Here is a 23,402-nt window from a genome sequence, read left to right on the forward strand (position 1 = left end):
GCAGCATGTCTGATTCTGTAATTGGTGCAAACAGTGAAGTTCTGATGCACTTTGACCTAAAGCTGGAAGACGGCTCAGCCGCTGACAGCACACGGGTAAATAAAAAGCCCGCCAAACTGGTAATGGGCGATGGTAGCCTGACACCAAATTTTGAAGCCTGTCTGCTGGGGTTAAAAGAAGGTGATAAAAAGTCATTTACCCTGGTACCTGAAGATGCATTTGGTGAGCCGTTACCGGAAAACATCCATTATATGGATCGTAGCCGTTTTTCATCTGATTTGAATATTGAAGAAGGCATGATTATGGCATTTGCCCAACCAGACGGTACGGAAATACCGGGGATTATCCGCAGTGTGGCGGGTACCTCAGTCACCGTGGATTTTAACCATCCGCTGGCCGGACAGGTCGTTATTTTTGATGTTGAAATTTTAAGCGTTAGCCAGTCGCAGGCCTAAGGAGCAAAGAATGCAAATTCATTTAGCCAACCCCCGCGGTTTTTGCGCTGGTGTAGACCGCGCAATTACTATTGTGGAACGCGCGCTGGAGATGTTTAAACCGCCCATCTATGTGCGTCATGAAGTAGTGCACAATAAGTTTGTCGTAGACGGTTTGCGTGACCGCGGTGCGATTTTTGTTGATGAACTACACGAAGTGCCCGATGACAGCATCGTAATCTTTTCTGCCCACGGCGTGTCTCAGGCAGTACGCAAAGAAGCCGACAGCCGTGGCCTGAAAGTGTTTGATGCGACCTGTCCGCTGGTGACCAAGGTGCACATGGAGGTGACCCGGGCCAGCAAAACCGGCACAGAATGCATTTTAATTGGCCATGCCGGTCATCCGGAAGTAGAAGGTACCATGGGTCAGTATAACAATGCTGATGGCGGTATTTATCTGGTGGAGTCGGCAGCCGATGTGGCCACACTGGAAGTAAAAGACACGCAGAATCTTTACTATTGCAGTCAGACCACACTTTCGGTTGACGACACGGCGGATGTGATTGATGCCCTGCGTGCAAAATTCCCGGCCATCAATGGCCCGCGCAAAGACGACATTTGTTATGCCACGCAAAACCGTCAGGATGCAGTGCGAGAACTGGCCACTGACTGCGAGGTGCTGCTGGTGGTCGGTGCTCAAAATAGTTCTAACTCTAACCGTCTTCGTGAGCTGGCTGAAAAGGTAGGCGCAAAAGCCTATCTTATTGCTGATGCCCAGTGTATTCAGCAAAGCTGGCTGGAAGGTGTTGAGCATATCGGCGTGACCGCTGGTGCGTCAGCCCCTGAAGTACTGGTTAAAGGCGTTATTGATAAGCTTATAGAATGGGGCGCTGTGAAAGCTACGGAGCGGGAAGGCCGTGAAGAAAATGTAGAATTTGCCGTGCCGAAAGAGTTGCGGATAAAGCAAGTTAGCTGATAAATAAAGCGAATTGAATTTAATAACCAGACCGATCTGCTGATACCCAACAGTATCCTTCCTTGTTATAGCATAAGCTGGATAAAGTTTAACAAGGTAGTGATCGGCTATGCGCAACGTGGCGCACCTGAAACTTGAACGTGGTGTAGGGTTAATCGAAATTCTGGTGACCCTGTTTATCCTGGCAATCGGACTGCTGGGTGTGGCCTCGTTACAGTTTGTTGGTTCATTTGCAAATAAAGATGCTATCAGCCGAACTCAGTCTGAGCTGGTAGCTAATCAGGTTGCTGAGCGTTTAAGAGCAGCAGCCATCCCCCCTCTGACTGGCGATGGTTTAGTGGTGCATAACCAGTATTTTGCCAGCGCTAATTATAACTTCAGCGGCTTAAGCTGTACCGGCGACCCCTACGATTGTCACTGTCTTTCCCGTCCGGCAGATGTACCGGACTGCGAAGGTAATCAATGCTCTGCACTGGAAGTGGCTCAGTATGATGGCTGGGCATTATCCTGTGCGGCGGTGCAGACCAATCCGACTACTCAGCTTTCTGTTACCTGCACAGACCTTATCGCGGGTGATGCCAGTAGTTGTAGTGCAGGTTCGATGATTCATATTCTGGTCAGCTGGCCGGTGCATACCGCAGGGAACCAGCAATATTCTCTGCACAGCCGGTGTAACCCTAGTACCGGCGATAAAAACTCCTGCATATTTAAGGACATTTTGCTATGAAGCGGCAAAGTGGCTTTTCGTTAATTGAACTCATGATTTCCCTGGTACTGGGGCTCATTATTACCGGCGGTGTTATCCAGATTATGGTGAGCAGCCGGGTAACCAACAACCTGAACCAGGCAGTGTCTCAAGTGCAGGAATCGGGTCGGTTTATCATGACCCGGCTAAGCCGTGAATTGTATGAAGTTGGCCGCTACGACACCATAGCCAGCCGAATTGATACCAGTGTCGATACCCTGACCGAAGCTGCGTTTATTCAAAATCGACCGATCGCTCTGGCCGGCGATTATGTTGCGTCTAATACTCTGGGGTCGGTGCAGGCTGCGGCCGGAGGCGATGATCAGCTGGTGGTGAATCTGCTCGATGCCAGAGATTGCGCCGGCGCTAAACATGGTTATGCCAATGACACTGAATTTCATGTGGTGAATCAGTATCAGGTGGTAGATAACCAGTTGCGCTGTACCGGTTATGACGGACGCATCCTGCGGGGCGTTAAGGCCGGTGCAGTCAGTGCATCATCGGTTACCCTGATGGATAACGTTATCAGTTTTCAGGTGCAGTTCGGGATCAGCGAGGCGGCGGAGGTGTCTGACGGACTGGCGGTACGCTATGTAACAGCCGGTGAGCTGGCGCTTGCCCGTGCTAACAGACAACAGGTGGTCGCTATTCGCCTCGGGATCTTGCTGCGAAGTGATGATAGTCAGGTCAGTCAGATGGCGGAACATGCTCTGGCGGTACTGAACGAAAACCCGATAACAACAGATAAAAATCATTACTACCAAGTCTTTAATCAAACTTTAGCATTACGCAATATGAAGAATTTTGTAAGGAGTGCAAAATGAAACGGCAACAGGGAGTAGTGCTGGTTTTTGCTTTACTGGTTCTGCTATCGCTGACCATTGTTGGCGTCAGCGCAGTGTCCAGCAGCCTTAATCAGACCAAGATGGCCGTGTCGATGCAACAGTCGGGTATGGCGTTCGACGCAGCAGAATCAGCGCTGGCCGGCGTATTTTTTGAATCAGAAGATGAACAGATACTCAGCGATGCAGCACGCCTGGATCCGCTTTCTGAGGCCCGCCAGCAACCCGCCTTCGACCCTCAGGTACAAACGCTACGCTGTAGTGATGTTGCCTGGACAGACCGTAAAGTTACCAAAGACGGACTTTCCTCTAATACGGTGCATACGGTAGATGCCATGTATCAGGATGAGGTCAGTGCCAAAAGCTGGTCTAAAACCGCCTTTATTCGCGAACAGGCCTGCCGGGGCTCCAGTAATGTGATTGGCGGCAGCAACCTGAGTTGTCATGTATTTGCCATTCGTGGTTGCGGCCAGCTTAGTGGTCATAAGACGATTGTTGCCAATACGGCCTCTGCTGCTGTACTGGCACCGGCAGCGAATTAAGGGTCAGAAAAATGAAATTCTATCAGCGTTTAACTGGCTTTTTTGTATTGTGGCTGTGCATTGGCGCATCAGCCATGGGGGATGACCTGGATATCTATCTGGGAACAGCAGATACAGCGGTGACCTACAAGCCCAATGTTATGTTTGTCATGGACACCTCGGGCAGTATGGGCAATAAAGACGGCACAGACCTGAGCCGGATGGAGCGGGTAAAAACCGCGCTGAAAACCGCGCTTAGCTCTGCCACCAATCTGAACGCCGGGTTAATGCGTTTTTCCAATGTTGGCGGGCCGGTGCTTTACCCGGCTCGTGATATTGACAGTTTTGTCACCCCCGAAATTATTCGCTCTACGGCCAGTAGTGGCAGTGATGCGTATGAAACTGTGCTCACCACCAATACCGACTCTGCTGATCTGGTCCTGAGTCAGGGAACCAGCACGGTGACCTCAGGTATCCGTATCACTAACCTGATGATTCCGCAGGGGGCCACGGTGACGGGGGCTTACCTGCGCCTGACTTCCTCTCAGTTTGATGCTGCAGAAACGACCTTACGCTTTAAGGCAGAGCTGACGGCGGACAGTCAGCCATTTACCGCCACCACCAAAAATATTGGTTTGAGAACCACCACTTCAAATGAGGTGGTATGGTCAGAAGACAACGCTTTTCCGTTAAGTAACGAGATAGTGGTGACGCCTGATCTGACTTCAGTCATACAGGAAGTGGTTGACCAGGAAGCTTGGTGCGGGGGCAATGCCCTGAGTATTATTATTACCGGAGAAAGTGTCAATGCAGGCAGTAGCCGCAAAGTTAAAGCATTCGACTCGGGAACAAATCAGGCACCTCAGCTTTATCTGACCTACGATGACGCTACGGCCACAGGCTGTATTGCCGGAGAGCGAATTTATCAGGTATCTAGTCAGGCTAATAACCGGGAAGAGCGGCATGATGGCAACAACAGCACCGGCGGTGTTTTAAATTTCAATAACAACAACAATAAGCTGATAGGCCTGCGGTTTGAAAATGTCAATATTCCAAAAGATGCGGTCATAGAATCGGCTTATTTGCGGCTGGCAGCCAGTAGCAACAATAATTATTCTGCCAGTATGCGGATTCGTGGCATCGCAAAAAATAATATCGGCGAACTGGATGATTTGGGTCAATACGGTTTGAACAGTATTAATAAAACATCGTCCAGTAAGCAATGGAACGTGCCGTCGTTTTATCAGAATTACTGGCATTCCAGCCCGGATGTTTCCGCTGTTATACAGGAGATTGTAAATCGTGGCGGCTGGGAAGCGGGGAACAGTCTGGGGCTGGTATTTGATAACTTCAATGGCAACAGAGCGGCTTATACCTATAACGGCTATGCGTCAGGTGCGCCGCAGCTGATTATTTCTTTTAAAGGCGATGCAACACCAGGCGCTGCCAGCACCGTCAGAGAATATTTACTGAGTCTGATAGATGATTTGTCAGCCAGGGGCACTACGCCTATTGTAGATACGCTTCTTGAAGCCACCAACTATTATGGCGGCCGGGACGTTGACTATGGCCTTACCCGAGGCACCAGTGGTACTAACGAAGATGTACGAAGAAGTACCCGGGTCAGCCACCGGGCATCGTATCTGGGGAGCGATGCTGTGCGCCATCCAGGCTGTACCGAAAACAATTTAAATTCTGCATACTGTATGAGTGAATCGATCCCATCAGGCGCCACCTATATTTCGCCTGTCAGCGATTTACAGTGTCAGACTAATAACCATATTGTGCTGCTATCCGATGGCGAAGCAAATGGCAATGTCAGTAAATCCAAAATAGCCTCGTTACTTGGCAAAACCTGCTCGGGTAGCGGTGATGAGACCTGTGGCCTGGATCTGGTGGAAAATATTCACGATAAAGACCGGTCGGTTATCGGGCGCAGAGTCAATACTCACACCATCGGTTTTGCCGCCAATTCCACGGCAAATAACTTTTTGAATAAACTGGCGGCAAAAGGCGGTGGCGGTTTTTATAAAGCAGATAACAGCACCGAACTACTTGCAGCCTTTCAAACTATTCTGCGTTCTGTTAAAGACGTGAATACCACGTTTGTTTCACCGGGTGTGGCGGTGAATCAGCAAAACCGCCTCACGCACAAAGACGAATTGTACTTTGCCCTGTTTAAACCCGCAGAAGGGGCTTTATGGCCGGGTAACCTGAAGCGGTATAAATTAAGTGGCAATTCGATTCTGGATAAAAACGGAGTGGAGGCTGTTGATACAACAACCGGTTATTTCTCCGAGAGCGCTCACAGCTACTGGTCGGTCAGCCCGGATGGGAATCAGGTTGCAGAAGGGGGAGCCGCATCAAAACTGGGCTCAACCAGAGCGATTTACATGGCTGATGGCAACGGCACTATTATGAAAAACAGCAATCGGATTCACGAAGATAATCTGGCCATTACTGCACTGGACTTGGCCTTGCCTGTCTCTCTGGATGTCTTATCCGTGCGCGAATCCTTGCTGCAATGGGCGCGGGGTGTGGATATTCTGGATGCGGATGGCGATGGCAGCACATCGGATATTCGTCATCAGATGGGAGATCCTATTCATTCCCAGCCAATCCTGGTTAATTATTCCGACACCGACTCAGCGATTTTAGTGGCGACCAACCAGGGGTATCTGCATTCCTTTGATGGGGCCACCGGCGCTGAAAATTTTGCCATTATACCGCGCACGCTGTTGTCCAACCTTTATACCTTCTTTGAGAACAACAGCACTTACACCCACACCTATGGACTGGATGGTCACATGGTATTGAGGGAGTTCGATAACAAAAAGTATCTGTATGTGGGCATGCGACGTGGTGGCCGAAACTACTATGTGTTCGACATTACCAATAAAACCAGTCCAAAGCAGGTGTTTGAAATCAACGGCGGGAGTACCGGTGTTGAAAAACTTGGACAGACCTGGTCAAAGCCAACCATCACAAAAATTAAGATCGGTGGAACCACTAGAAATGTGATGATTGTAGGTGGCGGCTATGATGACAACAATGATACAAAAACCACCCGTTCTGACGATTCATACGGCAATGCCGTGTATATTTTTGATGCGGACAACGGCAGTCTGTTGTGGTCAGCCAGTAATACAGATGCCGACCTGAACCTGCCGGAGATGAAATACAGCATCCCGGGCCGGGTCTCGGTCATTGACCGTGATCACGATGGTCTGGCTGATCATATGTACATGGCTGACGCCGGTGGGCAATTATTCCGCATGGATATTTACAACGGCAAGTCGGGCAGCGATCTGATCAAAGGGGGCCGTCTGGCTGATTTCGGCGGCTCTTCAGAGCAGGATAACCGCCATTTTTATTATGGTCCTGATGTGTCTGAAATTGCCCTGGCAGACGAACATTACTACGCTGTAGCCCTCGGTAGTGGCTGGCGTGCAGCGCCACTTGATACCAATGTGCAGGATCGCTTTTATATGCTAAAGGATAAGGGCGTTTTTATCACCGATAGCGATAATGAATATACGTTCATGCCAACAGTGACCGAAGCTGACCTTTATGATGTAACGTCCAGCGACCTGACCAGTGCCGATTCGTCGACCAGAGAGCTGGCAGCCACGGCGTTTGCCGGAAAAGACGGTTGGTTTTTGAATATGACAACCGGCGGTGAAAAGATTCTGGCATCGCCGTTTATTATTGATTACAAGGTGCTGTTTACCAGCTACATTCCGGCCGCCAGTTCACAAAGCGCCTGTGCACCACCCTCTGGTGGCAGCCGGGCGTATCTGGTGAATCTGGTCAATGGTAATGCCGTAAACGACATCAACAATGACAGCGGCCCGGCGGATGGAGTGATTACACACGAAGACCGGTATGCTGATTTGCGCCAAAGTGGCATTGCACCTGAAACACGGGTGCTGATTGAAGAGATATCTAAGCCGGTGGTCTGCCTGGGCACTGAATGTGCTGCGGCAGCCATCACCGTGAAAGCAGATGGAACGCAGGAGGACTGCCTGACCAGTTTTGCCTGTCTTGCTGAGAATATTTATGGACGATTTGAGCGGGTTATTCACGAAAGCTGGAAAACTGAAACTGAACGGGAGTAGGCCAGCAGGAGTTGTTTTATGAACCCCAGAGTAAGTGACAATAAAGGTTTCACGCTAATTGAGCTGATGATCACCGTGGCTATCGTCAGTATCATCGCTGCGATCGCATATCCGTCCTATCAGGGCGTAATGGTCAGCAGCTATCGCAGTAATGCTCAGGCTGATTTAATGGGGCTGGCCGCCAGTTTGGAGCGTCATCATAGCGGCACTTTCAGTTATAAAGGCGCAGCAGAGTCAGGTGATACCGGTTCTCCCAGTGTGTATGCGGATCATTCTCCTGTCTCAGAGCCCGAAGCAGACCGACGTTACAGCCTGACCATTGCGGTTGCTGATGATTTGTCTTATGAAATTCGTGCTACGCCTGTCAGTGGTACTCCGCAGGCGGGGGACGGCATGCTGGTTTATTTCAGTGACGGTCGCAAGGGCTGGGATAAGGATAACAGCGGCTCGGTCAGTAGCGCAGAAATGTGCTGGTCCTGCTAGGGTATCTGTCAAAAAGCGTAACCATCATTAAACGCAAAGGTGTCGGGATAGGCCAGTCCATCAGGCCTGACTACACTGACGCTAATGATGCTATCCAGACTTTGCTGACTTGCACTGTGGTTCACATGCATCTCAAACACAACCAATTGGGGGCCTGATACACTGCCGGTCGAAGCGGCAGCTAGCTGTAATGTGTCAGTGGCGGTGTCACTTTCAGTCGTAAAGGTCTGTACTGATGTACTGAGCGTTTGGCTGACAGGAAGCAAAGCATGCGCTGTCTGGCCGCTCAGCTGCGCAGCCAGGGTATTGCCGGTACTCAATGGTGTGCTAAACAATGCCACCTGTTGCTGGGCAGATGAGCTGTAAAACGCGGGTTGTAATTGTGCTTCTATCTCGCTGCTCACACTGTGCAGGTGGCTGACCAGCGCCAGATGTCCGGTTTTGTGGTGCCATAAACGCGTAGCCTGCGCTACAGCCAGCGCCCCTGCCATCAGAATAAAAGCTGCAATCATGCATTCCGTCAGCCCGAAGCCGCCCTGAGATTTAGGCTTACATGGTCGCCCTGCGTAACTGCGGTGTGGAAATTGCGTCACTTAAAAGTCCCTCCAGCTGCCTTTAATTATCTTTCCGGTTTGTAACCGTTCACTATTTTGTAAGTTCAGTAACAGGCTCTGGTCATAAATAATGTTGAGCCGGCTATCCGACGTGGTTGCATGAGTAACCATCATGGCGCCGTGAACAAAAGCGCCGGCCTGCATTTTAATGGCAGGAGCAGGGCCCGTATCAGTCATACTAACCACCAGTCCGAAGATGCGACTATTTGCGGCCAGGTTAATCGACGCATTGCGAACAATCAGTAATACGGGGTTGGCCGGGCTACCAATATGGTGTCCGGCGGGCACATCGCAGTTGTCCTGAAACTGGTAAAAGCCATGACTGTCAGAGTTAAGTGCACTGCAGGTGACATGACCAGGCAGCAGAGTACTGACTGGCATCTCCATTGACGGACCAAACAAAAAGTGACTGGCACTGACCGGAAAGTCAGAGCTGGCATCATGAACGTCGATGCCTTTTATCCCGTTACCGGACAACAGTGGGGCTGTGCACTGCGCTATGAGCGGGGACGTTACCAGGCAGGTTTTTCGCGCGCCGTGCATGGAAACGTCGAACCGGCTCCATAGCGATCTTGACTGGCCAGCTAGCAGAGCCGGCATCAGGGCGATATTGACGCCACTGCCACTAGCCAGCGAAGTAAATAACATCAACCCGGCTGGCGGGATATTGCGTATAAGCGGAAAGTTAAGCACGGCAAGGCCGCCCTGCATATGATGCTGGGTATAGCTGAACTCATACAGCGTCAGCAACACACCACGGGTCATTCGTTGTGCTTTATTCTGCAATGTCATATTGGCCGGAAGCGCCAGCGATAAATTTTTATGTGTGTTCGCTTTTGCCAGTGTAACGGCATGCTGTAGTTGCTGTTCCCGTTCGCTGCGCAGCAGCAGGGAATGTTGCACATGCTGACTGAACCGTGACATCAGACTGAGACTTTGCAGAGTAACGGTGCAGCTGGCAGCCACAATACCCAACAGCAGTACAATCGGGACCATAACGATCATTCCTTGTTGCCGGTGCATATCAGTAGTTCCTTAGCAGCACGCTGTGCTGTAATGTGCGACTGATATCCGGATACCCACTCAGGTGCCCCTCCAGTCTGATGATAACCCGGGTTGCCTGGCCGTCTGCAGAATGCTCAAGAATAAAGCTCAGCATTATGATTCGGCTGGTGGCGGGATCGCTCAGATCCTGCCAGCCGCCAGCGGTGCAGGGCTTTCCGGCAATCCGGTATTCCACCGCATGATTACGCAGGCGAAATCCAAGTACTTCGGCGGGGCTATTCACTGTGCGCAGTCCGTCATGATTTTTATCGTAATTAAACAGCACGCAGCTATTGGCCGGCTCAGCAGGGTGGTGACCAGTCACTAAGGCAGGGTAAAAGGGGGATAATGCACGAGATTGCCCGTGATACGCGCGCATTGCGGCTGCGCCGTCATAGCCAGCCCGGGCGATTTCGCTGGCCATTAGCTGAATAAGCCGGTTCAGCTCGTCTTCCATACGCAGTGTGTGTTGCATCAGGGTGTGGTTCACAAGCACTCTGGCGGCAAAAGTTGAAGCTGCAGATAACAGCAGGCCGCTGATAGCAAGGGCAACCAGCAAGCCGGTCAGGGAGATACCGCGCTGTGTCAGCATGCCACGACTCCCGGCCAGGCGGCCTGAGGCGTGCAGGATCGGGTCCGGCCCAGCGGACTGAGTATCACCCTGATATCGCGTTGTCCGGCACGCAGCAGCACGCTGCCGGCTCCGCCACTGGCCAGGCCACTGCCACCGGCAAACCGGGCGCTGCCTGATGAGGTACTGACAACACCGCTGAATGTGGCTTGGGCCAGGCGAATGTGCGGAGTAAAAATGCCGCGTCCCTGGGTATGCTGAAGCTGACAGACTGGTAAGTAACAGGGGCACTCGGGGAGATGACTGATAGTGGCGCAGTCAGGCTGGGTAAAAAAGTGGACAAATACCGGCTGGTCTGATTCCAGGGCAATCAGCTGGGCCTGGCGTAAAAACAGGCGCAGCTGTTGCGCACTGTTTTTTAGTCTGGTTTGCTCCAGCCATGTGGTATAGGATGGAGCACCGAGGGTTACCAGAATAAGAACGATACAAATGGTTACCATGAGTTCGATCAGCGTAAAGCCCCTGCCTCGTTTAAATCTGTCCTTTTGCACAGCGTTTTTGCCTGTAATTGTTGATAGTGTAAGGCAATCATAAACAAGCTCAGCAGCAAAATATGCTGTACAAAGATAGGGTTTTCAGTATGAAAGTGCGTGGGTTTACATTGCTCGATACACTTATTGTGGTCGCAGTGATTGGTATTCTGGCTGCGTTGGCGTTACCCGGATATCAGTTTTATGTCAGTCAGTCGAAGCTCGATGGAGTCAGGCTGGCATTACTGGAGCTGCAAAGTGAGCAGGAAAAACATCGGCTGAGCAGTAAAACCTATGCCACAGCCAGTGAATTACCCTTGCCACAAACAAACGTCTATGCATTTAGTGTGGAAAATGTTTCGATGGACTCTTACCGTCTGGTGGCTAAACATAAAGATGCCGGAGTCCCGTGTGCGATCATGTCAGTTGATGAGTCGTTTAACCGCAGTCCGCAAGGCTGCTGGGAATAAAGGTTACCAAACAAATTAGCAGGTCAGGTTACTGTCGTTACCGTCTTCTTTAATGCCGTCACCATCGCTGTCATTGGCCACTGCAATACGACCGAATAAGGACAAAATCAGTGCCGAGGCCTGTTTCACATCGCCGCTTTGCGGGCAGATTTTAATGGTGGCTGCACTGGAGATTGAGCCATCGGCCATAAAGGTCAGCGTGCCGCTGATGCCCGACAGGGTATTGTTGCTGTTTATCTTTTCAGTGGTGCCGAGCATCATCTCCGCTGACTCGTGCTCACCGTTGTTGTTATCGTCGATAAATGCCATTTTGGACTTTGACCAGTCAGTGGTGCAGTTGATGTAATCGGTGGTTGGACACAGCGTTACCGGGGTGGACTGGTCAACAGCAGTAAAGCGGGCTATGCGCGCAATAGCGCTTAAATCATTGATATCTGCAACAATCCGGTTTTGTTGCAGTAACGATGAGATACCTGGACCACCGATGGTGATCAAAATAGCTGCGATGGCGATGGTAATCATCAGCTCCACCAGTGTCAGGCCGCGCTGTTTCAACATAGTTTACAAAGAGTTCATCCTCAAATCAGTAGTGAAAGCTTATACAATTTTATATAGTTTTGGGTATAAAATATTTTGCCTCAGGGTTGCTTTTAATAACCGATATAACAATATCAGTCGGTGAACCGACGCAATATCGACGTCATTGGGCATGATATTGTCAGTCTGGTGTCAGGCTGACAGGGTGATGTACATCGCGTAAACTTATTCAGGACGTCATTCGACAAAATTTGGAAATAAAGATGGAAAAACAAGCTGTTATAAATGAAATGAAAGTGCTGCCAGGTATCGATGCAGAGCAGGAAGTAGCACGTCGGGTTGGATTTATCAAAAGCCAGCTTAAACAGTCTGGTTTGTCATCACTGGTGTTGGGTATATCAGGCGGGATTGATTCATGCACGTTGGGTCGGCTGGCCCAGCTGGCAGTGGATGAGCTGAACAATGAAGAGCCCGGCAAATACCAGTTTATTGCAGTCCGTTTGCCTTACGACACGCAGGCTGATGAGGCTGATGCGCAGCTGTCTGTTGATTTTATTCAGCCAACCAAAAGTGTGGCGGTCAATGTTAAGCCTGGTGCTGATGCTATTCATAATGAAACCATTGCGGCATTGTCAGCAGTCGACTTATTGCCCGACAGCGAGGCAAAACAGGATTTTGTAAAAGGCAATGTGAAAGCCCGTACCCGCATGGTGATTCAGTATGAAATTGCCGGTATGACCGATGGCCTGGTGCTGGGGACTGACCATTCAGCAGAAAATATTACCGGCTTCTATACTAAGTATGGTGACGGAGCATGTGATTTGGCGCCATTGTTCGGACTGAACAAACGACAGGTTCGTCAGGTGGCTGCATTTCTGGGCGCACCTGAAACGGTAATTAGCAAAGCCCCCACTGCCGATTTGGAGACACTAACGCCACAAAAAGCCGATGAGCAGGCGCTGGGCCTGACTTACGACCAGATTGATGATTTTCTGGAAGGCCGGTCTACTGACGCCAGCGTGGACGAAAAGTTATTGTCTATCTACCGCAAAACTCAGCACAAGCGGGTGCCGATTCCAACCATCTATGATGAAGAGTAAAGGATCATGAAGAAAATAGAAGCGATTATAAAGCCGTTTAAAATGGACGATGTACGCGAAGCGCTGGCAGAGGTTGGTGTGGCAGGTATGACGGTAACAGAAGTAAAAGGCTTCGGGCGTCAGAAAGGGCATACTGAGTTGTATCGTGGCGCAGAGTATCAGGTGGATTTTCTGCCGAAGATAAAAATTGAAATTGTACTGGCCGATGAGCGGGTAGAGCAGGCAGTCGAAGCAATTCAGCAAGCCGCCAATACCGGTAAAATCGGTGACGGTAAGATTTTTGTCTACAATGTGGAAAGTGCGCTGCGTATCCGGACCGGCGAAGTTAACGACGAAGCCCTGTAACCGGGTTCAGTCAGGCTGACAGACAATAAAAAACGCGGCACAGGCCGCGTTTTTTTTTGCACAACTTAGTGGTCGTGACCGCTGCCAGGTCCGTGAGCGTGACCGTGGTCCAGTTCTTCAGCCGTTGGTTCGCGAACTTCAACGACTTCAACTTCAAAGTTCAGCGGTACGCCGGCCAGAGGATGGTTACCGTCAACCACAACGTGGTCATCGGCAACATCGATAATCATCACTGATTGTTCACCCTGCTCAGTGGTAGCACGAAAAGACATGCCCACTTCTACATCCATACCGTCAAACATATCTTTTGGTACTTGCTGAACCAGTTCATCAACACGTGGGCCGTAAGCTTTTTCAGGCTCAACCGCAACTTCAAATTTGTCACCGGTAGACTTGCCTTCAAGTGCATCTTCAAGCCCTTCGATCAGAAAGCGTCTGCCCAGCAGAACTGTCAGCGGCTGTTTACCTTCTGAGGAGTCCAGCTGAGTCCCATCCTGAGATGACACTGTGTAGTGTAAAGAAACGACGCTGTCGGAAGTGATTGTCATAATGGTTCCTGATATTGCTGGTAGCCGAAGCTACCGTGAATTTTGTGCGTGTCTGCCGAACAGATTATTTACGCACGTTACTTTTCTCTGGTTCGATTACATAAGGCAAAGCCTGAATCGAAAATTCATACTCGTGGGCGCTGGCCAGCCTGAAAATATCTTCATTTTCAGTATCATTGCTTAGCACTGCCAGTAACCAGGTTTCTTCACCCAGAATGGCACTGCGAACCACTGCGCCACCACGACGCCAGTTTTCACCAATTTTCTTTTCAACCATAGCATCTGCGGGCAAGGGCACGCCAGCATCCACCCGGAAAATAAACGCCGCGCGCTTATTTTTGCCCAGATATTTGGTTCGGGCGACGACTTCCTGACCCATGTAACAGCCTTTACGAAAATCGATGCCACCCAGAGCCTGCCAGTTCAGCATCTGCGGCACATATTCGTTGCTGTGCGCAGTAGTAATATGAGGAATGCCCGCCGCCACTGACAAGGCTTCAAATACTCTGGAATCGTATTGTTCAACCCCATCCGTCTGGGCAAACTGCTGAATACTATTAATCATTGCGTTACTGGCAATAACCAGATAAACACCCACCGGCGCATCCAGACGAATAGCGACACCAACATCATTGCTAACCGCGGCCAAATCACTATCGGGCAGGGCACCAAATTCATCATTAATCCACTGCTGTGCGTGTTCACCACTTACAGCAAACTGATGATAGGTTTCGCTGGCATCCACAATATCCACTTTGGAAAACACCCCGTATTTATTCAGCTGTGCCAGGGAGATATCCAGAACATCAGAAGGCAGACTCAACAAAATTTGCTGGTCGTGCCGCACTATGGTCTGCAGTGACCAGGCTTTACCCTTAAAGTCGCAGTGGGCCGAGCGCCGTGCCTGCGTATTGGTTATACCGGGAACATCGACCGTTACCTGGCCCTGCAGGTAGGTTTCCTTATCATCGCCATTCAGCGCTATCACACCGTAATGTTCCAGTGGAATGATAAAGTTACTGGCAATATCGCCTAAACCTGCAAGCGTGGTCATAAATGTGCTCCCGTAAAAAATGGTTATGTCTTACAGTTGGGGTTTGTTACAAATAAGCAAGGGAAAACCGGCCAATTTAGACAAAAAGGTCAGTGATTCAACCGGATGCTGCATGATATAGTATGGCCAATATTACTAATCGGTTCTGTTGTATATGTTTTCACCTAAACGACTGGCACGTTTGAAGTGGGCGTGCCGCCGCGGCATGCTCGAACTGGATGTTCTGTTTTTGCCGTTTGTAGAAACCGGCTTTGCCGAATTAAGCGAAGAAGACCAGGAAACCTTTGAACGCCTGTTGACCAGTGATGATCCGGATCTGTTTGCCTGGTTCATGGGTCATCAAAAGTGTGATGATCCAGAGCTGGCCGCGATGGTTGCTCACATTCTAAGCCGTGTCAAAGTATAGGATTCGGCTGACTCCTTCAGTGGTAAGGCGCTGGCGTCCGGGCATTCCGGTACTGATGGTAACCGGCGCTTTGTGCCTGACCCACGACAACCTCTGGTCCTTTGTGCCCGGCTGGCTGGTAATAGCACTGCCTGTTTTGACTGCCTGCCTGGCATTCCTGGCTGTTCGCCCCGGAGATGCTGACCGCCAGTATGAAGTGCTGTACGACGGCCACCTCGGCTGGCAGCAGGCTATCTCTGGTGAGCATCTGGCAGACTCTGCGCGCTGGTTTATCAGTCCGGCTTCCAGGGCAACGCCTTTTGGGTTGGTGCTGCATTTCGAGCAACCGTCCGGTCATACGATGGTTCGCTGGCTGTTTCGCAGTGAGTGCACCACCGCAGATTACCGTCGCCTGGCCAGGGCATTGCGTCAATGAAGCCGACAATCAATATGTGTAAAAAGTTATGAGTTTACTGCGTTTATACGGCAAGGCTTTGCGACAGCGGGCTGATAAGGTTGTGCTGAGCCAGTTTAAACCGCCGGGCCTGCCTACCTGTGAGTATGATCGCCAGGTGTTGGTGGAAAAAAGAACCTACCAAAAGTATTGCGATATGGTGGGCTGGGACGCCGGCCGGCCGTTGCACCCCTGTTATCTGCAAATGCTGAGTTTGCCGCTCCAGCTTAAGTGCCTGACTACGCCAAAAAGCCCGTTTCCGGTGATGGGGCTGGTGCATATGGGCAACCGCATCCGGTTGTCGCATACCTATGAGATAGGTGTACCGGTGCATTTATATGCCAGCTACAGCGGCGTCAGACAGCATCATCGTGGCTGGGAAATTGATATTACCGTCAGTGGACGCCAGGAGCGTCAGCGAGTCTATGAAGCCACCGCCAGTTATCTGGTCAGGGTCAATGCCGCTCACGTTAAACCAGAGTATAACCGGTCGCGCCGGGCAAAGGGTGATGCTCCTCTTGTGCTGCCCGAAGGGATGGCAGTTTGCGCAGAACTGACTGCAAGTCGTGGAACAGGGCGGCGTTATGCAGCGCTTTCCGGTGATGCTAATCCAATTCACCTGAGCCGCCTGAGCGCATCAGTGATGGGATTTCGTAAGGCCATTGCCCACGGGATGTGGTCATTAGCTGCATCAGGCTCCGTGATCCTCAAAGATGCCTGGCAGGGCCCGGCAACTCAATCTGGCTCATTGCTGTTAGAAAACCGGTTTATGTCGCCACTGATGTTACCCGGTAAAGCACAGGTATATGCCTCGCCCCAGAGCAGTAAGCGTGAGTTCATTGTTACTAATACCTCGCTGAGCGCAGCCCATTTGGAGGGGACGCTGACGTTTTCACCGTAAAAGAGACAAACCGTGTCACTGGCCTTTATAGCCAGTGACACGTCAAGCTATCGGATGATAGCCGGCAGGCTAGGGGCCCAGCGTACCGGGCACCGAATGGGCGGAATGCCGGGATGGGCGCAAAATGGTCGGCACCGGTTTTTCCTCGGTGTGCGGATAATCCAGGTTAAAGTGCAGTCCTCGACTTTCCTTACGCTGCATGGCACAGCGTACAATAAGCTCGGCCACAGTCACCAGGTTTCGCAGCTCCAGCAGATTATTAGACACCCGGAAGTGTGAGTAATACTCCTGAATTTCCTGTTCCAGCAGGTTAATTCGGCGTAATGCCCGTTCAAGCCGCTTATTGGTGCGCACAATGCCGACGTAGTCCCACATAAACAGGCGCAACTCATGCCAGTTGTGTTGAATGATAACTTCTTCATCTGAGTTGCTGACCTGAGATTCGTCCCATGGCGCAATGGGCTCATCACCCGCTGGATCCTGCAATCGGCCAAGTATGTGGTCAGCCGCCGAGGCAGCGTACACCACGCACTCCAGCAGCGAGTTTGATGCCATCCGGTTAGCCCCATGCAGACCGGTATAGGCCACTTCACCAATGGCATAAACATTATCCAGATCGGTGCGGGCATTGAAGTCCACCATGACGCCGCCACAACTGTAGTGCGCTGCCGGCACAACCGGAATAGGTTCACGGGTAATATCCAGACCCAGAGCACGGCACTTACGGTAGATATTAGGAAAATGCTTAACAATAAAGTCGGCTGGTTTGTGACTGATATCCAGATACATGCAATCTGCACCCAGTCGCTTCATTTCATAGTCGATGGCCCGCGCCACAATGTCCCGGGGGGCCAGATCGCCGCGTTCATCAAAGTTATGCATAAACCGGGTGCCATCAGCGTGACACAGCTGGGCACCTTCACCGCGCAGTGCTTCTGAGATCAGGAAATTGCGTGCTTGCGGATGATACAGGCAGGTCGGGTGAAACTGGTTAAATTCCATGTTGGCCACCCGGCAGCCGGCGCGCCAGGCCATGGCAATGCCGTCACCGCTGGACACATCGGGGTTGGACGTGTACTGATAAACCTTACTGCCGCCGCCGGTCGCCAGGGTGATAAAGCGAGCCCGAATCACTTCGACATGTTCGCGCTGGCGGTTCCACACATATACACCACTGCAGCTGCCCTGGCGTGCTTTAGACGGGATCAGGTCAATGGCATTATAGCGTTCAAAAAAGTGAATGTTCGGATGGTTGGCCACGGCATCGTTCAGGGTCAGCTGCAAGGCTTCTCCTGTGGCGTCAGCAGCATGCAGTATTCGACGATGGCTATGCCCGCCTTCACGGGTCAGGTGATAACGTTCTTCACCCTGGGCATTCTCTTCTTTATCGAACGGTACACCGTAGTTGATCAGCCAGGTTAGCGCTTCTTTGGCTTTTTCGGCGGTAAAGCGCACGGCGGCCTCATCACACAAGCCGGCCCCGGCATTCAGGGTGTCCTCAACGTGGTTGTCGATAGAGTCCTGTTCATCGAAAACCGCAGCGATGCCGCCCTGCGCATAGCGGGTCGAGCCTTCGTTACGGTCACTTTTGCTAAGTACGATTACATTGCAGTGGTCGGCCAGTTTGAGAGCCAGACTTAAACCTGCAGCACCACTGCCGATGATTAGCACGTCACAATTATGTTCAATTGACTGTGACTCTCCGGAAGGTAGTGAAGATGACACTGAATTCATGTATTTTAGCGGGTATTCATTAAGCTAAGGTTCGGCAAGTCTAAAGGATGAGCAGTAAAACACAATGGGCTTAATTGCATTCGACCGATGAATTTTGCAATTTATCGTCAATCGCAGCGAACTTTCTGGATTTATCACAGTCTACCCTAATGCTTGTGTGAGCTATTGCGTAGTAGATGTTAAGGAGATAGGGCTCAGATGAGCGAGCAGATTACCGATCAACAGATCGTTGAAAAAGTACAAAGCGGCGACAAAAACGCTTTTAATCTGTTAGTTACACGGTATCAGCACAAGGTGATGCATCTGGTTTCTCGCTACGTGAAAAACAGTGGTGATGTAGCCGATGTCACTCAGGACGCTTTTATTAAAGCTTATCGTGCCTTACCCAATTTTCGCGGCGACAGTGCGTTTTACACCTGGTTATACCGGATTGCGGTAAACAGTGCGAAAAACTATCTGGTTGCCCAGGGACGAAAACCCCCTGCCAGCGATGTGGACGCTGATGAAGCAGACTATTATGAAGGCAGTGATGCGCTCAAAGAGCAATCCACGCCAGAACGTAGTCTGTTGTCTCAAGAGATTGAAAGTACCTTGTTTCGGGTGGTGGAAAAACTACCGGATGATTTGCGCATGGCAATTACCCTGCGTGAAATTGAAGGACTAAGCTATGAAGAAATCGCAAATGTGATGGGTTGCCCGGTGGGAACAGTACGGTCACGTATTTTCAGAGCCCGGGAAGCCATCGATAAAGTTTTACAACCCTTGTTAGAAAGTTGAACTTTTCTGTAATGATTCGGACTAACAAGCTGTGATAGGGTGATGTTCGATCAGATTTGATCAGGATTTGTTTATATGACACAACAGCAAGAAAAACTGTCAGCCTTCATGGACGGCGAAATAGACAGCAGTGAGATCCTGCAAGCCATTAAGCAGGACGAAGCGCTACAGGCAAAGTGGCAGCGCTACCATGTTATTCGTAGTACCTTGCGTCAGGAGGCGACCGTTGCACCACAGCTGGATATTACAGCGCAGGTGGCAGCAGCGCTAAATGATGAGCCGACGATCATGGCACCTAAGCGCTCACGTCTGAAACGTTTGCTGAGCGGCAGTGTAGCCCCGTTTGCGCGGCAAACTGGTCAGTTAGCGGTAGCAGCATCAGTGGCTATGGCGGTGATTCTTGGCGTTCAGCAAATGAATCAGCCAGCGCCAACCGACGCTGCTTCAGGCTCTGCAGCGCCGTTAATTGGCACACAGGGTGGGCTGGCCCCGGTCAGTCTGGAGCAGTCCAGACCGGTGTCGCGTAACGATATGGCTGTAATGATGGAAAATAAGCGTAAAATTAATGCGTTAATTTCCGATCATGAACAACAGGTGAAGCTGAAGCAAGCGGCGGACAACGCAGTGCAAACGCAGGATGCTGAGCCACAAAAATAACTGGTAGTGAATGAAAATCAGGAATCGAACCCTGCGCCTGGCCAACGACGGCCGGGCGTATTCTTTTCGTCGTCTGACACTTTCCTGTGTAGCGGCGCTGGCAATGTGCTTTGCTGGTCAAAGCCTTGCGCAAACCTTACAAACCCAACCGACCACGTCCGCTCAGCAGCAGTCCGGTGCAGAATCGGCTGACGCGACGCAGCAGGACCGGCTCAGCGCTTCCAAATGGTTAGACAAGCTAGCGTCAACAGTGAAAAACCGGAATTTTCAGGTGTCAATGGTGCGTACTCTATCAGGGCAGGAGACCGTGCCTTACCTGTGGCGGCATGCTGTGCTTGAAGATGGCACGGTGATGGAGCAGTTAAACTTGCAGAACGGTCCCGGGCAGGAACAGATCCGGGTAGGGGATGTGGTGAGTGTGTTTGAACCTGATGTTCAGCCCTATAGTATTCGCTCCAGCGCCATCCACGGACCAATTCCGCCAGAACTGCTGACCGAGCCACAATTATTGCAGGAAGGGTATGATGTAGTCAGTGTCGGCCGGGCCCGGATTTCGGGTAAAACCGCCCAGCAACTGCGTATCATCAGCCGCGACAACTCGCGCTTCAGTTACCAGCTATGGCTGGATGAAGACACCGGTATGCTGCTTAAACTTAATACCCTTGATTTGCAGGGGAATGTGCTTGAACAGATCCAGGTCACTGCACTGACTATGACTGACCAGCCTCATCCTTATTTTTCCCGGGTCAATCAGTCGTCACTGCCTGAGGCGATGGCGATGGGAACAACCCGTAAACCGGTACATAACTGGGAAGTAGGCTTTTTGCCCGCCGGTATGCATGAGGTGTCCAGCGACATCCGCCGACTGGCCATGACAGGGCAGGTGGTAGAGTATAAAATGTTTAGTGATGGGCTGGTCGATATTTCGGTTTATGTGCAGCCTGCCAAAAATGGTCTGGGCTCAGATATTGCCCTGCGCCATGAGCTCAATACATTTTTAACGCTGGTGAACGGATCAGCGCAGGTGACTGTGGTGGGTGAGATCCCCTTGCAAACTGCCAGCGCTATGGCGCGTTCGCTGACAATGAAAGGTCAATCACAACCGTGATCACTGAAACAGCTACTGTGGTTGCCGTTAGCGGCGACACTGTCACCTTAGAAGCCGCGATTAAATCAACCTGTTCAAGTTGCCAGGCCAAAGATGATTGTGGCTCCGGCGTCATCTCTCGGGCAATGGCACCCAAAACTCAGCGAATTGAGGTACAGACGCCCATGACCGTGAGTGTGGGTGATGTAGTGCAGGTCGGTGTGCCGGAGGTGGGCGTACTGAGTGCGTCGGCCTGGTTGTATATGGCGCCGCTCTTGGCGCTGGTGCTCTCAGCTGCGGGTCTGACTCAGCTTCTTAAAACTGTGGGTCTCGACTTTGAACTGCTGGTGGTGGCAGGCAGTGGCCTAATTACTCTGGCCAGCTTTGTGCTGGTGTCCGGGCATCTGAAAACCCTGGATCAGGGACGTTTTGCTCCAGTGATCCTGTCTGTCAGCACTCCGGCTCAGGCGATCGACATTACTTAACCGCGTTCCGATTGCGATGAATTATCCTCCTAATCGCGTGACTAATTCGCTTTTCCTCGCAGAAATAGGTAAAATCCGCTCGCTTTGCGTTGTCGTTAACGGTATCCGTTCTAGCGGCCACGCCTGATCAGTCTTTGCCATCGCAAAGTATTTATAACGTATAGACTTATTGCAGGTAACTTCCAGCATTATGCAACATTCGCACATTCGTAACTTCAGCATTATCGCGCACATTGACCATGGTAAATCCACCCTTTCTGATCGCCTGATCCAGGTATGCGGGGGACTGACAGACCGTGAAATGGCCGAGCAGGTTCTGGATTCTATGGATCTGGAACGTGAGCGCGGCATCACTATCAAAGCACAGAGTGTAACACTGGATTACACCGCAAAAGATGGTGAAACCTATCAGCTGAACTTCATTGATACGCCAGGGCACGTTGACTTCTCCTACGAAGTATCCCGCTCGCTGGCAGCCTGTGATGGTGCGCTGCTGGTTGTTGATGCAGGGCAGGGCGTAGAAGCACAGACGCTGGCCAATTGTTATACCGCGTTTGATATGGACCTGGAAGTGGTTCCTATTCTGAACAAAATTGACCTGCCCCAGGCCGATCCGGATCGGATTGCTCAGGAAATCGAAGATATTGTGGGCATTGATGCCATGGAAGCGGTGCGTTGTTCGGCCAAGACGGGTGTAGGTATTGAAGATGTGCTGGAAGAAATTGTTAAGCGTATCCCCCCTCCGGTGGGTGATCGCGAAGCCCCGCTGAAAGCGCTGATTGTCGACTCCTGGTTCGATAACTATCAGGGCGTAGTGTCGCTGGTGAAAATAGTTGAAGGTGAACTGCGGGCTAAAGATAAGATTCAGATCATGTCTAACGGCAATGTTCATCAGGCCGACAAAATCGGTATTTTCACGCCAAAACAAAAAGAAACTCAGGTGCTTCGCGCCGGTGAAGTGGGTTTTGTTATTGCCGGTATTAAAGAAATTCTGGGTGCGCCGGTAGGTGATACCATTACTTCTGCAAAACGTCCTGCTGATAAAATGCTGCCTGGGTTTAAAAAAGTAAAGCCGCAGGTTTATGCCGGTGTATTCCCGGTCAGCTCTGATGATTACGAAGATTTTCGCGATGCACTGAGCAAATTGTCGTTAAACGATGCATCACTGTTTTTCGAGCCTGAGAGTTCAGCAGCACTGGGCTTTGGTTTCCGGATAGGTTATCTGGGCATGCTGCATATGGAAATTGTGCAGGAACGACTGGAACGCGAATATGATCTTGACCTTATTACCACCGCCCCGACAGTAATTTATGAAGTGCTGACCACCCGTGGTGAAACCATGGTTGTGGACAGTCCGTCTAAATTGCCACCGGTAAATGACATTGAAGAGATTCGCGAGCCTATCGTAGAAGCCAACATCCTGGTTCCTCAGGAATACCTGGGTAACGTTATTACGCTGTGCGTAGAGAAGCGCGGTATGCAAACGAATATGGCATATCACGGTAATCAGGTAGCGCTGACCTATGAAATACCAATGGCTGAAGTGGTCCTGGATTTCTTTGACCGTCTTAAATCTACCAGCCGTGGTTTTGCGTCACTGGACTACAATTTTAAGAAGTTTACAGCCTCTGACATGGTACGGGTGGACATTCTGATCAATAGTGAGCGGGTTGACGCACTGGCTATCATTACCCACCGTGAAAACAGTCAGGGCCGTGGTCGCGAGTTAGTCGAGAAACTGCGCGAGCTGATCCCCAGACAGCAATTTGATATTGCGATTCAGGCTGCCATTGGCAACCATATCGTGGCGCGTAGTACGGTCAAACAGCTGCGTAAAAATGTTATTGCGAAATGTTACGGCGGTGACGTGAGCCGGAAGAAAAAGCTGCTGCAAAAGCAGAAAGAAGGTAAAAAACGGATGAAACAGGTAGGGAATGTGGAACTGCCACAGGACGCTTTCCTTGCAATACTGAAGGTTGGAAAATAAAAC

The 23,402-nt window shown here is 50.8% G+C and carries 26 protein-coding genes; 18 read left to right on the top strand and 8 right to left on the bottom strand.

Annotated features, from left to right (window positions below):
• Positions 1-5: 5 nt before the first annotated feature.
• The 7 genes from fkpB (at position 6) to EZV72_RS06030 (ending at position 8,119) form a co-directional block, all read left to right on the top strand.
• Positions 6-455 carry an FKBP-type peptidyl-prolyl cis-trans isomerase gene (gene fkpB / locus EZV72_RS06000; RefSeq protein ID WP_137166387.1) on the top strand — a complete coding sequence of 150 codons (450 nt, stop codon included), beginning with the start codon at positions 6-8 and terminating at the stop codon, positions 453-455.
• 10 nt (positions 456-465) lie between these two features.
• Complete coding sequence (gene ispH, locus EZV72_RS06005; protein ID WP_137166388.1) at positions 466-1,410, top strand: 4-hydroxy-3-methylbut-2-enyl diphosphate reductase; 945 nt, start codon at positions 466-468, stop codon at positions 1,408-1,410.
• Between the two features lie 109 nt (positions 1,411-1,519).
• Positions 1,520-2,137 carry a type IV pilus modification PilV family protein gene (locus tag EZV72_RS06010; RefSeq protein WP_137166389.1) on the top strand — a complete coding sequence of 206 codons (618 nt, stop codon included), beginning with the start codon at positions 1,520-1,522 and terminating at the stop codon, positions 2,135-2,137.
• Positions 2,134-2,979, top strand: coding sequence for a PilW family protein (locus tag EZV72_RS06015; RefSeq protein WP_137166390.1), 846 nt, complete (start codon positions 2,134-2,136; stop codon positions 2,977-2,979). The genes EZV72_RS06010 and EZV72_RS06015 overlap by 4 nt, the downstream gene beginning before the upstream one ends.
• Positions 2,976-3,539 (top strand): PilX N-terminal domain-containing pilus assembly protein, encoded by a 564-nt coding sequence (locus EZV72_RS06020; RefSeq protein WP_137166391.1) that lies wholly within the window; start codon positions 2,976-2,978, stop codon positions 3,537-3,539. The genes EZV72_RS06015 and EZV72_RS06020 overlap by 4 nt, the downstream gene beginning before the upstream one ends.
• Before the next feature lie 11 nt (positions 3,540-3,550).
• Positions 3,551-7,636 carry a PilC/PilY family type IV pilus protein gene (locus EZV72_RS06025; protein ID WP_137166392.1) on the top strand — a complete coding sequence of 1,362 codons (4,086 nt, stop codon included), beginning with the start codon at positions 3,551-3,553 and terminating at the stop codon, positions 7,634-7,636.
• An 18-nt stretch (positions 7,637-7,654) separates the two neighbouring features.
• Entirely contained in the window at positions 7,655-8,119 is a 465-nt protein-coding gene (locus EZV72_RS06030) for a type IV pilin protein (RefSeq protein WP_137166393.1), read from the top strand.
• A gap of 8 nt (positions 8,120-8,127) precedes the next feature.
• On the opposite strand, the gene EZV72_RS06035 is transcribed toward EZV72_RS06030, so the two are convergent.
• The 4 genes from EZV72_RS06035 to EZV72_RS06050 form a co-directional block, all read right to left on the bottom strand.
• The gene (locus EZV72_RS06035) at positions 8,128-8,631 is read right to left on the bottom strand and encodes a hypothetical protein (RefSeq protein WP_137166394.1); all 504 of its coding nucleotides are present in this window, start codon (positions 8,629-8,631) and stop codon (positions 8,128-8,130) included.
• 81 nt (positions 8,632-8,712) lie between these two features.
• Positions 8,713-9,756 carry a hypothetical protein gene (locus EZV72_RS06040; RefSeq protein WP_137166395.1) on the bottom strand — a complete coding sequence of 348 codons (1,044 nt, stop codon included), beginning with the start codon at positions 9,754-9,756 and terminating at the stop codon, positions 8,713-8,715.
• A 1-nt stretch (position 9,757) separates the two neighbouring features.
• Positions 9,758-10,369 (bottom strand): hypothetical protein, encoded by a 612-nt coding sequence (locus EZV72_RS06045; protein ID WP_137166396.1) that lies wholly within the window; start codon positions 10,367-10,369, stop codon positions 9,758-9,760.
• Complete coding sequence (locus tag EZV72_RS06050) at positions 10,363-10,899, bottom strand: pilus assembly FimT family protein (protein ID WP_175405058.1); 537 nt, start codon at positions 10,897-10,899, stop codon at positions 10,363-10,365. Before EZV72_RS06050 ends, EZV72_RS06045 begins: the two co-directional genes overlap by 7 nt.
• A 62-nt stretch (positions 10,900-10,961) precedes the next feature.
• On the opposite strand from EZV72_RS06050, the gene EZV72_RS18725 reads away from it, so the two are divergent.
• Positions 10,962-11,348, top strand: a complete 387-nt coding sequence (locus EZV72_RS18725; RefSeq protein ID WP_137168675.1) for a type IV pilin protein — start codon at positions 10,962-10,964, stop codon at positions 11,346-11,348.
• A gap of 15 nt (positions 11,349-11,363) precedes the next feature.
• Here the strand turns inward: EZV72_RS18725 and EZV72_RS06060 are convergent, their stop codons facing one another.
• Entirely contained in the window at positions 11,364-11,906 is a 543-nt protein-coding gene (locus EZV72_RS06060) for a GspH/FimT family pseudopilin (protein ID WP_137166398.1), read from the bottom strand.
• Positions 11,907-12,148: 242 nt separating this feature from the next.
• Here EZV72_RS06060 and nadE point away from each other — a divergent pair, with 242 nt between their 5' ends.
• The gene (nadE, locus tag EZV72_RS06065) at positions 12,149-12,985 is read left to right on the top strand and encodes an ammonia-dependent NAD(+) synthetase (protein ID WP_137166399.1); all 837 of its coding nucleotides are present in this window, start codon (positions 12,149-12,151) and stop codon (positions 12,983-12,985) included.
• 6 nt (positions 12,986-12,991) lie between these two features.
• Positions 12,992-13,330, top strand: coding sequence for a P-II family nitrogen regulator (locus EZV72_RS06070; protein WP_137166400.1), 339 nt, complete (start codon positions 12,992-12,994; stop codon positions 13,328-13,330).
• Positions 13,331-13,395: 65 nt separating this feature from the next.
• On the opposite strand, the gene EZV72_RS06075 is transcribed toward EZV72_RS06070, so the two are convergent.
• Both EZV72_RS06075 and ygfZ read right to left on the bottom strand, forming a co-directional pair.
• Positions 13,396-13,878 carry an FKBP-type peptidyl-prolyl cis-trans isomerase gene (locus EZV72_RS06075; RefSeq protein WP_137166401.1) on the bottom strand — a complete coding sequence of 161 codons (483 nt, stop codon included), beginning with the start codon at positions 13,876-13,878 and terminating at the stop codon, positions 13,396-13,398.
• Positions 13,879-13,942: 64 nt separating this feature from the next.
• The gene (ygfZ, locus tag EZV72_RS06080; RefSeq protein WP_137166402.1) at positions 13,943-14,932 is read right to left on the bottom strand and encodes a tRNA-modifying protein YgfZ; all 990 of its coding nucleotides are present in this window, start codon (positions 14,930-14,932) and stop codon (positions 13,943-13,945) included.
• A gap of 154 nt (positions 14,933-15,086) precedes the next feature.
• Here ygfZ and EZV72_RS06085 point away from each other — a divergent pair, with 154 nt between their 5' ends.
• From EZV72_RS06085 to EZV72_RS06095, 3 genes are read left to right on the top strand one after another with little or no spacing between them, the layout of a single operon-like run.
• The gene (locus EZV72_RS06085) at positions 15,087-15,338 is read left to right on the top strand and encodes an FAD assembly factor SdhE (protein ID WP_137166403.1); all 252 of its coding nucleotides are present in this window, start codon (positions 15,087-15,089) and stop codon (positions 15,336-15,338) included.
• Between the two features lie 19 nt (positions 15,339-15,357).
• Positions 15,358-15,753 (top strand): protein YgfX, encoded by a 396-nt coding sequence (locus tag EZV72_RS06090; protein ID WP_137166404.1) that lies wholly within the window; start codon positions 15,358-15,360, stop codon positions 15,751-15,753.
• Positions 15,754-15,781: 28 nt separating this feature from the next.
• Complete coding sequence (locus EZV72_RS06095) at positions 15,782-16,672, top strand: MaoC/PaaZ C-terminal domain-containing protein (RefSeq protein ID WP_137166405.1); 891 nt, start codon at positions 15,782-15,784, stop codon at positions 16,670-16,672.
• 69 nt (positions 16,673-16,741) lie between these two features.
• Here the strand turns inward: EZV72_RS06095 and nadB are convergent, their stop codons facing one another.
• A complete protein-coding gene (nadB, locus tag EZV72_RS06100) occupies positions 16,742-18,406 on the bottom strand; it encodes an L-aspartate oxidase (protein ID WP_137166406.1) in 1,665 nt (554 codons plus the stop codon).
• A 198-nt stretch (positions 18,407-18,604) separates the two neighbouring features.
• Here nadB and rpoE point away from each other — a divergent pair, with 198 nt between their 5' ends.
• The 5 genes from rpoE (at position 18,605) to lepA (ending at position 23,399) form a co-directional block, all read left to right on the top strand.
• Positions 18,605-19,183: an RNA polymerase sigma factor RpoE gene (gene rpoE / locus EZV72_RS06105; protein ID WP_137166407.1), complete on the top strand. Its 579-nt coding sequence runs from the start codon at positions 18,605-18,607 to the stop codon at positions 19,181-19,183.
• Positions 19,184-19,258: 75 nt separating this feature from the next.
• Positions 19,259-19,840: a sigma-E factor negative regulatory protein gene (locus tag EZV72_RS06110; protein ID WP_137166408.1), complete on the top strand. Its 582-nt coding sequence runs from the start codon at positions 19,259-19,261 to the stop codon at positions 19,838-19,840.
• Between the two features lie 10 nt (positions 19,841-19,850).
• Positions 19,851-20,948, top strand: coding sequence for a MucB/RseB C-terminal domain-containing protein (locus tag EZV72_RS06115; protein ID WP_137166409.1), 1,098 nt, complete (start codon positions 19,851-19,853; stop codon positions 20,946-20,948).
• Positions 20,945-21,412 (top strand): SoxR reducing system RseC family protein, encoded by a 468-nt coding sequence (locus EZV72_RS06120; RefSeq protein ID WP_137166410.1) that lies wholly within the window; start codon positions 20,945-20,947, stop codon positions 21,410-21,412. The genes EZV72_RS06115 and EZV72_RS06120 overlap by 4 nt, the downstream gene beginning before the upstream one ends.
• Positions 21,413-21,602: 190 nt before the next feature.
• A complete protein-coding gene (gene lepA / locus EZV72_RS06125) occupies positions 21,603-23,399 on the top strand; it encodes a translation elongation factor 4 (protein WP_137166411.1) in 1,797 nt (598 codons plus the stop codon).
• Positions 23,400-23,402: the final 3 nt, after the last annotated feature.

The organism is Salinimonas lutimaris (assembly GCF_005222225.1).
In the GTDB taxonomy this organism is placed as follows: Bacteria; Pseudomonadota; Gammaproteobacteria; order Enterobacterales; family Alteromonadaceae; genus Alteromonas; species Alteromonas lutimaris.

What these genes read in the sequence shown, in the direction of transcription:
- fkpB (WP_137166387.1), top strand. Translation starts at nt 6, where the DNA reads ATGTCTGATTCTGTAATTGGTGCAAACAGTGAAGTTCTGATGCACTTT.
- ispH (WP_137166388.1), top strand. Translation starts at nt 466, where the DNA reads ATGCAAATTCATTTAGCCAACCCCCGCGGTTTTTGCGCTGGTGTAGAC.
- EZV72_RS06010 (WP_137166389.1), top strand. Translation starts at nt 1,520, where the DNA reads ATGCGCAACGTGGCGCACCTGAAACTTGAACGTGGTGTAGGGTTAATC.
- EZV72_RS06015 (WP_137166390.1), top strand. Translation starts at nt 2,134, where the DNA reads ATGAAGCGGCAAAGTGGCTTTTCGTTAATTGAACTCATGATTTCCCTG.
- EZV72_RS06020 (WP_137166391.1), top strand. Translation starts at nt 2,976, where the DNA reads ATGAAACGGCAACAGGGAGTAGTGCTGGTTTTTGCTTTACTGGTTCTG.
- EZV72_RS06025 (WP_137166392.1), top strand. Translation starts at nt 3,551, where the DNA reads ATGAAATTCTATCAGCGTTTAACTGGCTTTTTTGTATTGTGGCTGTGC.
- EZV72_RS06030 (WP_137166393.1), top strand. Translation starts at nt 7,655, where the DNA reads ATGAACCCCAGAGTAAGTGACAATAAAGGTTTCACGCTAATTGAGCTG.
- EZV72_RS06035 (WP_137166394.1), bottom strand. Translation starts at nt 8,631, where the DNA reads ATGATTGCAGCTTTTATTCTGATGGCAGGGGCGCTGGCTGTAGCGCAG.
- EZV72_RS06040 (WP_137166395.1), bottom strand. Translation starts at nt 9,756, where the DNA reads ATGCACCGGCAACAAGGAATGATCGTTATGGTCCCGATTGTACTGCTG.
- EZV72_RS06045 (WP_137166396.1), bottom strand. Translation starts at nt 10,369, where the DNA reads ATGCTGACACAGCGCGGTATCTCCCTGACCGGCTTGCTGGTTGCCCTT.
- EZV72_RS18725 (WP_137168675.1), top strand. Translation starts at nt 10,962, where the DNA reads ATGCTGTACAAAGATAGGGTTTTCAGTATGAAAGTGCGTGGGTTTACA.
- EZV72_RS06060 (WP_137166398.1), bottom strand. Translation starts at nt 11,906, where the DNA reads ATGTTGAAACAGCGCGGCCTGACACTGGTGGAGCTGATGATTACCATC.
- nadE (WP_137166399.1), top strand. Translation starts at nt 12,149, where the DNA reads ATGGAAAAACAAGCTGTTATAAATGAAATGAAAGTGCTGCCAGGTATC.
- EZV72_RS06070 (WP_137166400.1), top strand. Translation starts at nt 12,992, where the DNA reads ATGAAGAAAATAGAAGCGATTATAAAGCCGTTTAAAATGGACGATGTA.
- EZV72_RS06075 (WP_137166401.1), bottom strand. Translation starts at nt 13,878, where the DNA reads ATGACAATCACTTCCGACAGCGTCGTTTCTTTACACTACACAGTGTCA.
- ygfZ (WP_137166402.1), bottom strand. Translation starts at nt 14,932, where the DNA reads ATGACCACGCTTGCAGGTTTAGGCGATATTGCCAGTAACTTTATCATT.
- EZV72_RS06085 (WP_137166403.1), top strand. Translation starts at nt 15,087, where the DNA reads ATGTTTTCACCTAAACGACTGGCACGTTTGAAGTGGGCGTGCCGCCGC.
- EZV72_RS06095 (WP_137166405.1), top strand. Translation starts at nt 15,782, where the DNA reads ATGAGTTTACTGCGTTTATACGGCAAGGCTTTGCGACAGCGGGCTGAT.
- nadB (WP_137166406.1), bottom strand. Translation starts at nt 18,406, where the DNA reads ATGAATTCAGTGTCATCTTCACTACCTTCCGGAGAGTCACAGTCAATT.
- rpoE (WP_137166407.1), top strand. Translation starts at nt 18,605, where the DNA reads ATGAGCGAGCAGATTACCGATCAACAGATCGTTGAAAAAGTACAAAGC.
- EZV72_RS06110 (WP_137166408.1), top strand. Translation starts at nt 19,259, where the DNA reads ATGACACAACAGCAAGAAAAACTGTCAGCCTTCATGGACGGCGAAATA.
- EZV72_RS06115 (WP_137166409.1), top strand. Translation starts at nt 19,851, where the DNA reads ATGAAAATCAGGAATCGAACCCTGCGCCTGGCCAACGACGGCCGGGCG.
- lepA (WP_137166411.1), top strand. Translation starts at nt 21,603, where the DNA reads ATGCAACATTCGCACATTCGTAACTTCAGCATTATCGCGCACATTGAC.